Annotated in this window: 10 protein-coding genes; all 10 read right to left on the bottom strand. The window is 74.6% G+C overall.

Going from position 1 to position 11,849, the window contains the following annotated elements:
* Positions 1–274: 274 nt before the first annotated feature.
* Complete coding sequence (gene hpnE, locus KBZ10_RS15215) at positions 275–1,771, bottom strand: hydroxysqualene dehydroxylase HpnE (protein ID WP_210988165.1); 1,497 nt, start codon at positions 1,769–1,771, stop codon at positions 275–277.
* A complete protein-coding gene (hpnD, locus tag KBZ10_RS15210; protein ID WP_307847446.1) occupies positions 1,771–2,772 on the bottom strand; it encodes a presqualene diphosphate synthase HpnD in 1,002 nt (333 codons plus the stop codon). The genes hpnE and hpnD overlap by 1 nt, the downstream gene beginning before the upstream one ends.
* Positions 2,769–3,665, bottom strand: coding sequence for a squalene synthase HpnC (hpnC, locus tag KBZ10_RS15205; RefSeq protein WP_374223358.1), 897 nt, complete (start codon positions 3,663–3,665; stop codon positions 2,769–2,771). Before hpnC ends, hpnD begins: the two co-directional genes overlap by 4 nt.
* Positions 3,666–4,312: 647 nt before the next feature.
* Positions 4,313–5,116, bottom strand: coding sequence for an ABC transporter ATP-binding protein (locus KBZ10_RS15200; RefSeq protein ID WP_210988164.1), 804 nt, complete (start codon positions 5,114–5,116; stop codon positions 4,313–4,315).
* Positions 5,109–6,050 (bottom strand): ABC transporter permease, encoded by a 942-nt coding sequence (locus tag KBZ10_RS15195; RefSeq protein WP_210988163.1) that lies wholly within the window; start codon positions 6,048–6,050, stop codon positions 5,109–5,111. Before KBZ10_RS15195 ends, KBZ10_RS15200 begins: the two co-directional genes overlap by 8 nt.
* Positions 6,051–6,160: 110 nt before the next feature.
* Positions 6,161–7,042: a glycosyltransferase family 2 protein gene (locus KBZ10_RS15190; protein ID WP_210988220.1), complete on the bottom strand. Its 882-nt coding sequence runs from the start codon at positions 7,040–7,042 to the stop codon at positions 6,161–6,163.
* Positions 7,043–7,053: 11 nt separating this feature from the next.
* Positions 7,054–7,833: a CDP-alcohol phosphatidyltransferase family protein gene (locus tag KBZ10_RS15185; protein WP_210988162.1), complete on the bottom strand. Its 780-nt coding sequence runs from the start codon at positions 7,831–7,833 to the stop codon at positions 7,054–7,056.
* On the bottom strand, positions 7,811–8,872 hold the full coding sequence (locus KBZ10_RS15180; RefSeq protein ID WP_210988161.1) for an iron-containing alcohol dehydrogenase family protein: 1,062 nt from the start codon (positions 8,870–8,872) through the stop codon (positions 7,811–7,813). The genes KBZ10_RS15185 and KBZ10_RS15180 overlap by 23 nt, the downstream gene beginning before the upstream one ends.
* Positions 8,860–9,612, bottom strand: coding sequence for a sugar phosphate nucleotidyltransferase (locus tag KBZ10_RS15175; RefSeq protein WP_210988160.1), 753 nt, complete (start codon positions 9,610–9,612; stop codon positions 8,860–8,862). Before KBZ10_RS15175 ends, KBZ10_RS15180 begins: the two co-directional genes overlap by 13 nt.
* Entirely contained in the window at positions 9,609–11,516 is a 1,908-nt protein-coding gene (locus KBZ10_RS15170) for a DUF5941 domain-containing protein (RefSeq protein WP_210988219.1), read from the bottom strand. Before KBZ10_RS15170 ends, KBZ10_RS15175 begins: the two co-directional genes overlap by 4 nt.
* Positions 11,517–11,849 lie beyond the last annotated feature (333 nt).

Here is an 11,849-nt window from a genome sequence, read left to right as displayed (position 1 = left end):
GGTGCCGGGCCGCGCCGTGGCCCGCGCTGTCTCGGTCGACCGCGCCTCCGGGGCGGGCGCGGGATGCGCGGGCCGGGCGGTCGCGGCGTGGGACGTGCTGGTCATACGGCCCTGCCTTCCTGGGTGCGCCCCCGCGGGGCGCGCGCACCCCGGGGACGGGGCGGTGGGGCGGTGGCGGCTGCGGTGCCGGCCGCCCGGGACGGCCCCGGGCGCCGGGGTGCGGGGCGGGGTGCCGTGCGGTGCCGGCGCGCCGTCCCGTGGCGTGGTGTCGGCATCAGGAAGCCTCCTGCCGGGGGTCCACCCGGCCGGGGCCGGGAGACGAGTCCGGGCGGGTGCGGACGGTGCGGAGGTGGCGCAGGGCAGCGGCGGCGGCGGTGGCGCCGCTGCGGGCCGCGCCCTCCATCGTGGCGGGCCATCCGGTGGCGGTCCATGCCCCGGCGAGCTGGAGACCGGGGGCCCGCGTGCGGGCCGGTGGGCGGAGCCGTCCGGTGCCGGGTGCGGGGTCGAAGGTCGCGGCGCGCTCGCGGGTGACGAAGAAGTCGGCGACCCGGGCGTGGCGGGCGCCGGGCAGCAGCCGCTCCAGCTCGGGCAGGAAGCGGCGGCGGAGTTCCGCGACGGGCAGGTCGATGATGTCTCCGGCGGCCGACTGCGACAGGGCGAGGTACTGGGCGCCGCCGGTGAGTCCGGAGGGCTCCGTCCGGTCGAAGACCCATTGGACGGGGCTGCCCAGCGCGGCGAGGAAGGGGCGGCGCAGCACCCTGCGATCGTAGACGACGTGGACGTTCAGGATCGGCGCGGTCCCGATGTCCAGCAGCCGCCCGGGGTCGTCCAGGGCCCCGTCGGGCAGCAGCCGGTGGGCCTCGTCCTGCGGTACGGCGAGGACGACCGTGTCGGCGCGCAGGGTCTCCGGGCCCGCCGGGGCGCCCGTGACGGTGACCCGCCAGCCGCCGGACCGGGCGTCCGGGCGGTGGAGCGCGCGGGCGCGGGTGCGGAGGAGGACGCGGACCCCGGCGCCCTCCAGGGCCCGGCGGGTGCGGGTGTCGTGGAGGTCGCCGAGGGGCACGCGGGACCATCCGATGTCCGCCGCCCCCGGCGCGGAGAGCAGTCCCGTCCGGAAGACCATGGCAGCCAGGGACAGGGAGGCCCGGTCGGCGGGGGCGTTGAGGGTGGCGACGCCGATGAGGTCCCACAGCGCCTCGACGGCCCGCGGGGACTGGCCCCGGCGGCGGAGCCAGCCGCCGAAGTCGGTGCCGTCCAGCGCCGGATCGGCGGGGTCGAGACGGCGGAGGGCGAGCGCGGCGCGGGCGGCGGCGGCGCGTTCGGCGAGGGAGAGGTGCGGATAGCGGGCGAGGGAGCCCGCGAGGTGCAGCGGTACGGGCAGCGCGGAGCGGCGCAGCCGCCCGGCGCGGCGCCGGCCGGCGTCCAGGACGGGCACGTCGAGGCGGCGCTGCACGGGCGCGAGGCCGGCCGCCCCGATGCGCTCCAGGAGTGCGCGGTAGGCGGTGCAGCAGCGCAGATGGACGTGCTGCCCGTTGTCGGCGGTGAGGTCCCCGGCCGGGGAGGAGCGGTGGAAGGAGAAGGCGAGCCCGCCGAGGCGCGGCCGGGCCTCGGTGAGGGTGACGCGCACACCCGCGTCGGCGAGGGCCAGGGCGGCGGCCGTGCCGGCGATGCCGCCCCCGACGACCACGGCGGTGTGCCCGGCGGCCCGGGCCGGGCCGGGCACGGCCGGGCCGGGGCGGGGCGGGGACGGTTCCGGGACCGGCGGGCGCATCAGCCGCGTCCCCCGGCCGGTCCGGGGCGGTGGCGGGCGGTGCGGCGGGTGATGTGCCGGGCGTCCAGGCCGGACAGGCCGCGCACGGCGACGTACGCCTTCTCGGGGGCGGGGAGGGAGACCCGGCCGTGCAGGACGGCCTCGGGGTCCCGGGCGATGCGGTCGAGCAGCCGCCGGTAGATGCCGGCCATGGCGGCGACGCAGGCGCCGCTGCGCCGGTCGAGGAGCGGCAGCAGCCGGAAGCCCTCGGTGAACAGGGCGCGGGCGCGCCGCGCCTGGTAGTGGACGAGGCCGGTGAAGTCGGCGCCGGGCGGCGGCACGGGGGTGTGGAAGCCGGCGGCGCAGCCGAACTTGGCGAGGTCGTCGGCGGGGAGGTAGAGGCGGCCGTGGGCGGCGTCCTCGCGGAGGTCGCGGAGGATGTTGGTGAGCTGGAGGGCGAGACCGAGGGTGTCGGCGTACTCGGGGGCGCGTTCGGTCTCGCGCGCGCTGTGGCCGTGGGGGTCCGTGACCCCGAATACGCCGAGGGACAGCCGACCGATGGTGCCGGCGACGCGGCGGCAGTACGTCCGGAGGTCGTCCCAGGTGTCGTAGGTCTCACCGCGCACGTCCATCAGGACGCCGTCGATGAGTTCGTCGAGCGCGGCCAGGGGGATCGGGAAGCGCTCGGCGGCGTGCGCGAGGGCGACGGCCACCGGGTCGGTGTCGTCGGTGCGGACGCCGCCGTCGCGCACCCGGGCGAGAAGGGCGCGGGTCTCGTCGAGGCGGGCGAGCTTGACGGCCGGAGGGAGGTCGCCGTCGCCGATGTCGTCGACACGGCGGGAGAAGGCGTACAGGGCCGACATGGCCTGCCGCTTCCCGGGCGGCAGCAGACGGATGCCGTAGGCGAAGTTGCGGGCCTGCTGCCCGGTGACGGCCTCGCAGTAGCGGTACGCGGCCAGCACGGGCGCCGGGACGGACGCGGGTGCGGACGCGGGTGCGGACGGGGTCACGGTCCGGCTCACCCCTCTCTTCGCAGTGTGGCGGCCGCCGCGCGCAGAAGGGCGGTTCGGGTGGGCCTGGGCGGTCCGGGCAGCACGTCGTGGCCGGCGGCAGCGATGGCGGCCAGTGCGGCCCTGCCGCCCGCCACGAATCCGGCGAGCAGCAGCTTGAGCCGTCCGGAGACGCTCCCCACGAGCGGGGCGCCCTCGTCCAGCAGGGCACGGGCGCGGTCGGCCTCGTGGCGGACGAGGGCGCGCACCCGGGCGTTTCCGGCCGGGCGGCGCAGATCGTCCTCCCGGACCCCGAAGCGCTCCATGTCCTCGGCGGGAAGGTAGACGCGGCCGCGGGCGAGATCCTCGGCGACGTCCTGGAGGTGCTCGGTGATCTGCAGGGCGGTGCAGACGGCGTCGGAGCGGCGGACGCGTTCCGGGCTGGTGGTGCCGGTGACGGCGAGGACGAGCCGGCCCACGGGGTTGGCGGAGAGCTCGCAGTAGGCGAGCAGGTCCGCGTAGCGGGCGCAGCGGTGGACGTGCTGGTCGCGGCGGTTGGCCGCGATGAGGTCGAGGAACGGGCCGGGGGTGAGCCGGTGGCGCCGCACGGCCGGGGTGAGCGCGGCGAGCAGGGGGTGGCGCGGGCTGCCGCCGGGGGTGAAGACGCGGCGGAGGTCGGTCTCGACGGCGTCGAGCAGGGCGAGCCGGTCCCCGGCGGCCTCGGGAGCGGCGCCGAGCAGGGCGGCGTCGGTGCCGCCGGGGGCGAGGTCGCCGTCGCCGATGTCGTCGACCAGGCGCGCGTAGCCGTAGACGGCCATGAGGTCGGTGCGCCAGGGGCGCGGCAGGAAGAACGGGGCGACGGGGAAGTTCTCGTGCGCGGCCTTGGCGAGCACGGCACCGGCGTGCGGTTCCGTGCCGGCGGTCACCGGGGCCCGCCCGGTGACCGGCGTGCGGCGGCGCGGGCGGCCGGCGGCGGGGTGCGCCGCGGGACGGCGGCGTCCCGGAGCTGAGGGGTTCCCGTAGCCATGGCCGTCACATCCCCTGTTCTACACCGTCCACCCAGAACATACGATTTCGGACACGCCGCATGCGGGACCCGCTCCACGGCCCCCGGGCACGCCGATGCCGCCGCGTTTGGGAGGAGTTGCCCCTGAATCGGCGGCGCCCAGCCTAGGCGATGCGGGCCACCGGCGGGCGCCGGTGCGGGTGGTGCCGGGCGTTTCGCCGGTCCGCCGTGCCGGGACCGGCATCCGGGACCTCCGCACGAGGGGTGCGCGGCAAGCGCTCCGAACGCCGTCCGGCCTTCCGGGCCCGGCGGAAAGCGGTGTTCCGGTTCGCCCCCAGCTCACGCGCCACCGCGGTCACGTTCCCCCCGCCATCCACCGTGCGGGGAAACGCTCCCGCAACCCCGCACGATCACCACGCCCAACGCCCACGGTCCCCGCAACCCCACGGACCGCGGGTGTTGCGAGGACCGCTGACCCCAGGGCCGGGGAACCGTCCGGCGGAGCCCCGTGGTGTGCGGGCCGGCGCCTTGTCCGGGCCGCTTCCGCCTACGGGCGCGGAGGCCGGGCTACTTCGCGGACTCCTTCTCGTACGCCTTGATCACCTCGTCGGTCGGCCCGTCCATGCGGAGCCTGCCGCTCTCCAGCCACAGCACCCGCTCGCAGGTGTCGCGGATGGACTTGTTGTTGTGGCTGACCAGGAAGACCGTGCCAGCCTCCTTGCGCAGCTCGCGGATGCGGGCCTCGGAGCGCTTCTGGAACTTCCGGTCGCCGGTGGCCAGGGCCTCGTCGATCATGAGGACGTCGTGGTCCTTGGCCGCGGCGATGGAGAAGCGCAGCCGGGCCGCCATGCCGGAGGAGTACGTGCGCATCGGCAGGGTGATGAAGTCGCCCTTCTCGTTGATCCCGGAGAAGTCGACGATGTCCTGGTAGCGCGCGCGGATCTGCTCGCGGGACATGCCCATCGCCAGGCCGCCGAGTATGACGTTCCGCTCACCGGTGAGGTCGTTCATCAGGGCCGCGTTGACGCCCAGCAGGGAGGGCTGGCCGTCGGTGTAGACCTTGCCGCGCTCGGCGGGCAGCAGCCCGGCGACGGCCTTCAGCAGGGTGGACTTGCCGGAGCCGTTGGAGCCGATCAGGCCGATGGCCTCGCCGCGGTAGGCGGTGAAGGAGACGCCCTTCACGGCGTGCACCTCCCGCATCCCGGCCGGGGCCTTGCGGCGGACGATCCGGTTGAGGGCGGCCGTGGCACTGCCCTTGCCGCGCGGGCCGCCGTTGACCCGGTAGACGATGTGGAGGTCGTCGGCGATGACGGTGGGGACGCGCGCTGCGGGGGCGCCGCCGGCGTGGTTCTCGCTCTGCTGCTCAGCCACGGCCGTAACGCTCCTCAGCCTTCCAGAAGTAGATGAAGCCGCCGATGCCGGCGAGCAGCGCCCAGCCGAGGGCCAGGGCCCAGACATGGTTGGGCAGGTACTTGTCGCCGTAGCCGTCGATCAGGGCGAACCGCATCAGGTCCATGTAGACGGCGGCGGGGTTGGCCATCATCACCTCGCCGAACCAGCCGGGGATCCGCTCGGCCCGTTCCAGGATGTGGTTCAGCGGGAACATCACGCCGGAGGCGTACATCCAGGTGCGGGTGAGGAAGGGCATGAGCTGGGCGAGGTCCGGGGTCTTGGCGCCCATCCTGGCCATGATCATGGCGAGACCGGAGTTGAAGACGAACTGCAGCAGCAGGGCCGGGAGCACCAGCAGCCACGACAGCCGGGGGAAGTTCCCGAAGGCGGCCAGGATCCCCACCAGGACGATCATCGAGAAGAGAAGCTGCTGGAGCTGCTGGAGCGAGAAGGAGATCGGGAGCGATGCCCGGGGGAAGTGCAGTGCCCGGACCAGCCCGAGGTTCCCGGAGATCGCCCGTACCCCGGCCATCACGGAGCTCTGGGTGAAGGCGAAGACGAAGACCCCGGTCACCAGGAAGGGGATGTAGACCTCGTCGTCCAGTCCGCCCCGCGCGCCGAGCAACATGCCGAAGATGAAGTAGTACACCGCCGCGTTCAGCAGCGGTGTCGCCACCTGCCAGATCTGGCCCAGCTTCGCCTGGCTGTACTGGGCGGTCAGCTTGGCCTGCGAGAAGGCGAGGATGAAGTGGCGCCGCCCCCACAGCTGCCGGACGTACTGCAGCAGAGAGGGCCGGGCCCCGCTCACCGTCAGTCCGTACTTCGCGGCGAGCTCGGCCGGGGACAGGCCGTCGTCGGGGGATGGCGGGGCGCTCACCGTGACCGCACCGTTGGGGGATGTCGTCTCACTCACAAGTGGAAGCTTTCGTCCTCATGTAACGCAGCCATAGGGAACGCAGCCGTACCGGGCCGGTCCGGGCCCGGTTCCGGGGACACGTCCGATGCTCTCAGGGATAGAGCTTGTCAGATGATGGGAGGCCGGCCCAGTCGGGTCAGGCGCCATACCGTACGCCACTTCATCGGACGGCGCGGTCCGCAGGGTGACCGCCAGCCCTCCGCGAAACCCCCGAACCAGGCGCGCAGGGCGGAAGCGGACGGGCGGCGCACCAGCGTGAGCAGCAGCCACACCCCCAGGTACAGCGGCACCAGCGGCAGCGGGAGGTTGCGGCGGGCCAGCCAGACCCGGTTGCGGGCCACCATGCGGTGGTAGACCGCGTGCCGGCTGGGGGCCGTGGTGGGGTGGAAGAGCACCAGGTCGGAGCGGTAGTCGATCATCCAGCCCGCGTCCAGGGCCCGCCAGGCGAGGTCGGTCTCCTCGTGGGCGTAGAAGAAGTCGTCCGGGAGGCCGCCGACCTGCTGGAAGACGGCGGTGCGGACGGCGTTGGCGCCGCCGAGGAAGGTGGTGACCCGGGAGGAGCGCATCGGGTCCGAGGCGCGCAGCCGGGGGACGTGGCGGCGCTGGGTGACCCCGGTCTCGGGGTCGGCGATGCGGAAGCTGACGATGCCCAGCTCGGGGTCGGCGGCGAAGGCCCGCCGGCAGAGCTCGGCGGTGGCGGTGTTCGGCAGCAGGCCGTCGTCGTCGAGGAAGAGCAGGACGTCGACGTCGCGGCCGCCGGGCCCGAAGGCCTCGATGCCGACGTTGCGCCCGGCGGGGATGCCGACGTTCTCGGGCAGCTCGATGGTCCGCACGGTCAGGTCGGGCACCGTCAGCTCGGGCAGCGGCGAGCCGTTGCCCACGACCACGACCTCGACCGGGTCGCCGTCCTGCTTGGCGACCGAGTCGAGCAGCGCGCGCAGCTCCTCGGGGCGGTTGCCCATGGTGAGGACCACCGCCCCGAGCCTCATCGCGGCGGCGCTCACTTCAGCCTGCTGGAGGCCAGGACGGACACGAGGTGCAGCAGCGTCTGCAGCATGGCGATGCCGGCCAGGACGGCGACCCCGAGCCGGGTGAAGAACAGGTCGTCCCGGACCGCGTCGAGCACCGCCAGCGCCAGGATCAGCAGGGACGCCTCGACGCCGAGGACGAGCCGGTGGAACTTCAGCGCCGCGGCCGCCCGGCGGGCCATGGCCATGCCGGAGGAGCGCGGCTCGGACGCCGCCTCCTTGACCGGCGGCAGCCCGCCCTGGTGGCGGGCGACGCCGACGAGGTCCGTCTCCGCCTTGATCAGCACGGCGCCGAGGGCGGCCAGGGTGCCGAGGAACGCCCACAGCCAGTCGATGCGCCCCTCGCCCCACAGGTCGGCGGCGCGCAGCCCGAAGCCCACCAGGACCGCGGCGTCGCACAGATAGGCGCCGACCCGGTCGAGGTAGACCCCGCCGAGGGAGAACTGCTTCTTCCAGCGGGCGACCTCGCCGTCGACGCAGTCCAGCAGCAGGTACAGCTGGACCGCCAGCACACCGAGCACCGCCCCGGTGATCCCCGGCACCAGCAGGGCCGGGGCGGCGAGGACACCGAAGACGGTCATCACGTAGGTCAGCTGGTTGGGGGTGACCCGCGTGTTCACCAGGTGCCGGTCCACGCGCAGCGAGAGTTCGCGCATGTAGAGCCGGCCGGCCCAGTGCTCGCCGCTCCGCCGGTCCTTCACGCCCGGGGGGTGAACGACCGGGCGGAGTTCAGCTACTGATGGCTTTGGCATAGTCGGCGTAAGCGTCCCTGATCTGGTCGGTGGAGAGGTTCAGGTGCTCCAGGATCGTGTAGCGCCCGGGGCGGGTCTGCGGGGCGAACTCCACGGCCTTGACGAACTCCTCGTCGCTGAAGCCGATCTCGCCCGGCAGCACCGGCAGGCCGTGCCGCCGCAGCACCTCGACCATGTGCGCGGACTGCTCGCGGGCGCCGCGCAGATGCATCGCGAAGGCGGCGCCGAGTCCGCACTGCTCGCCGTGGGCGGCGGCGCGCTTGGGGTAGAGCAGGTCGAGGGCGTGGTTGATCTCGTGGCAGGCGCCGGAGGCCGGGCGGCTGTCCCCGGCGACCGACATGGAGATGCCGGTCATGACCAGGCCCTCGGCGAGCACGGTGAGGAAGTCGTCGTCCCCGCAGCCGCCGGGGTGGCGCAGCACCGCCTCGCCGGACTGCCGGGCCATGGCGGCGGCCAGGCCGTCGATCTGCTCGCCGGTCTCCCGGTGGGACAGCTCCCAGTCGGCGACGGCGGAGATGTTGGAGATGACGTCGCCGACGCCGGAGCGGACGAAGCGGATCGGGGCCTCGCGGATCACGTCGAGGTCGATGACGATCGCGATGGGGTTCGGCACCCCGTACGAGCCGCGGCCCGCGTCGTTGTCGAGGGTGGCGACCGGCGAGCAGAGGCCGTCGTGCGAGAGGTTCGTCGCGACGGCGACCAGCGGGAGGCCGATCCGCGCCGCGGCGAACTTCGCACAGTCGATGATCTTGCCGCCGCCCATGCCGACGACCGCGTCGTAGTGGCCGGACTTCATGGCGTCGGCCAGCTTGATCGCCTCGTCGAGGGTGCCGCCGCCGACCTCGAACCAGGCCGCTCCGGGCAGCGCCGGCGCGAACCGCTCGCGCAGCGCCGCCCCGGAGCCGCCGCTGATCGCGATGGCCAGCTTGCCGGAGGCGGAGATCCGCTGGTCGACGAGGAGGCCCGCCAGGTCGTCCAGTGCGCCGGCGCTGATGTCGACGACGACCGGGGACGGAATGAGACGGGTCAGTACCGGCACGCGATCTCCCGTCCGCGGGCGAGGTCGTCGTGGTTGTCGATCTCGACCCACTGGACGTCGCCGATCGGGGCGACGTCGATGGTGAAGCCGCGGTTGACCAGCTCCTGGTAGCCGTCCTCGTAGTAGAGGTCGGGGTCCTTCTCGAAGGTGGTCCTCAGGGCGTCGGCCAGCTCGGCGGCGGCCTCGGCCTCGATCAGGGTGACGCCGATGTACTCGCCGGTGGCCTCGGCGGGCTCCATGAGCTTGGTGATGCGCCGGACGCCCTTCTCGGGGTCCGTGATGACCTTCATCTCCTCGTCGGCGAGGTTCTTCACCGTGTCGAGGGCGAGGATGATCTTCTGCCCCCGGCCGCGGGCGGCGAGCAGGGTTTTCTCGACGGAGACGGGGTGCACGGTGTCGCCGTTGGCGAGGATCACGCCCTGGGCGAGGACGTCACGGGCGCACCAGAGGGAGTAGGCGTTGTTCCACTCCTCGGCCTTGTCGTTGTCGATCAGGGTGATCTTGAGGCCGTACTTCTTCTCCAGGGCCTCACGGCGCTCGTACACGGCTTCCTTGCGGTAGCCGACGACGATGGCGACCTCGGTCAGGCCGACCTCGGCGAAGTTGCCCAGGGCGATGTCGAGGACGGTGGTGGCCTCGGGGTTGTCCGCCGGACCCACCGGCACCAGGGCCTTGGGCAGGGTGTCGGTGTAGGGGCGCAGACGCCGTCCGGCGCCGGCTGCCAGCACAAGGCCGATCATGCGGGTTCTCCTGATTCGTCGTGTACGGCGGGTGCTCCGGAGGAGACCCAGAAGCGGACGCTCTCGGCGAGCACCGCGAGCGCGACGACCGCGGCCAGGGCGGTCAGCGCGATGGTGAAACCTGAGGCGGGGAGGAGGGCGGCGGCCGTGACCGCGAGGACCCGTCCTTCCTGTCCCCCGACCGCCCGGACCAGCCAGGCCGGCGGGGCCCCGGTGCCGCCGCGGATGCGGTACACCGTGTCGTAATGATGATAGGCGGCGGCCGCGACCAGCCCGAACGCCGCGGGGAGGGCGCCGTCCGTCTGCGCGCGGGCCGCCAGCACCAGGATGGTGCCGTACTCGGCGGCGCGGAAGAGCGGTGGCACGAGCCAGTCGAGGGGGCCGGTGAGCGGCCGGGCGACGGCGAGGCCGGACAGGGCCGCGTAGCCGAGGGCCGCGACGGCCGGCCAGGGGCCGCCGAACGGGGTGAGCGCGGCCGTGAGCAGGATCAGCGCCGTGGCGAGCAGGGCCGCGGCGGGCGCCCCGAGGAGGGCGGGCAGCGTGCGGGCCGGGGACCGCAGCGCGCGGGCGGCGGCCTCGGCGAGCGGGCCCGAGTCGGCGAGGTCGGCCAGCGCCCTTCCGGCGCGGTCGGTGCGGGGGCCGCGGCGGGCGAGGGAGCGCAGCAGCCGGCCGGCGGTGGTGTAGCAGCCGGCGAGCGCGGAGCCGATCAGCAGGGCGTAGAAGACGGTGCGGGGCGTGGTGAGCGCCGTCAGCACGGCGGTCAGCGCCCAGCGCTCGCCGATGGGCAGCACGATCATGCGGCGGGCCCAGACGGTCCAGCCGACGCTGTCGAGCCGGCCGGAGAGGGCGGCGGCGGGGCTGGTGTTGCCGGGGGCGTCGTGGTCCGCCTCGGTGAAGGCGAAGTCGACGACGTGCCGCACGGTCTGCAGGATCATCGCGGCCAGGGCGAGGGCCCAGACGTCGTCCCCGCCGCGGGCGGCGCCGAGCGCCAGACCCGCGTAGAAGGCGTACTCCTTGGCCCGGTCGAAGGTGGCGTCGAGCCAGGCGCCGAGCGTGGAGTACTGCAGCGAGTAGCGGGCGAGCTGGCCGTCGGTGCAGTCGAGGACGAAGGAGAGGAGGAGCAGGAGCCCGGCGGCGGCGAAGCCGGGGCGGGTGCCCGTCGCGGCGCAGCCGGCCGCGATCAGCGCGGTGACCAGCGAGGCGGTGGTCACCTGGTTCGGCGTCAGGCCGCGGCGGGCGCACCAGCGGGCGAGGTAGCGGGAGTAGGGGCTGACGAAGAAGGTGGTGAAGAAGCCGTCGCGGGCCTTCACGGCGGTACGCAGCCGCACCTTCTCGTCGTCGGTCTCCGCGACGGCGGCGAGGGCCCGTTCGCGTTCGGCGGGGCCGGTGGGCACGGTGGCGGTCAGCACGCCGAGTTCGGGCCGGTGGACCGGCTCTCCGGCGGCGAGGAGGGCCGCGGCGGCCGCGTCCGGGACGGGGCCGGCGGCGGTCCGGGCCGCGGGGGCCGGGCGGGTGCCGGTGGCGCCGGTGGCCGTGGCGCCGGTACCGGGGTGCGGCCCGGGGGTTCCGGCCGGCCGGCCGGCGGGGCCTTCCCCGGCGGCGGCTCCGGCCGGGGCCGCGGCGAGGGCGCGGAGCAGCGCCGCCCGGGCCGCGGGCTGCGCCGTGACGGCGCCGGGAACCGCGGCGGCGGGGAAGCGCGGGTCCGTCAGCGCCAGCCGCAGCGCGTGCCGGTGGGCGACGAGACGGGTGTCCACCAGGGCGACGCGTTCCCCGGCGGGGACGGCGCCGACGCGGGCGGCCACATCGTCGTCCTCCGCCGCGACCACGGTGAAGCCCAGCGCGCGGAGGTCACTGAGCAGGTGCTCCCCGGCGACCGGCGGACCGGTGAGGATGGCGGTCGACAGACGAACTCACTCCTTGGCAACTGGCATGACCGAGGCGCGGCACACGGGGCCACGGGCAGGGCCCACCCGGCTTCGCACCGCTGCTGGCACGTCGGCAGAGGCTATCCGATCCCCGGAAGCCGCCGTTCATCGGCCGTTTACCCGCTGTCGGAGCGGGGCAGGCGCCGCCGGAGATCTTGATCTCAGGGAGCCGCCGGCCACCCTCGCCCGGGCCCCCGGCCCGCGCCGTTCTCCCCGGCCGGGGACACCGCCCTCGGCCGTCCCTCCGGCGACCGGAGCCGAGCGGCGAAGGCACAGGTCAGAGGGGATGACAACGGTGTTCACTGCCGTGTT

It is taken from the genome of Streptomyces sp. F63 (assembly GCF_018070345.1).
Classification (GTDB): domain Bacteria; phylum Actinomycetota; class Actinomycetes; order Streptomycetales; family Streptomycetaceae; genus Streptomyces.
This window is presented reverse-complemented; position numbering and strand designations above follow the sequence as displayed.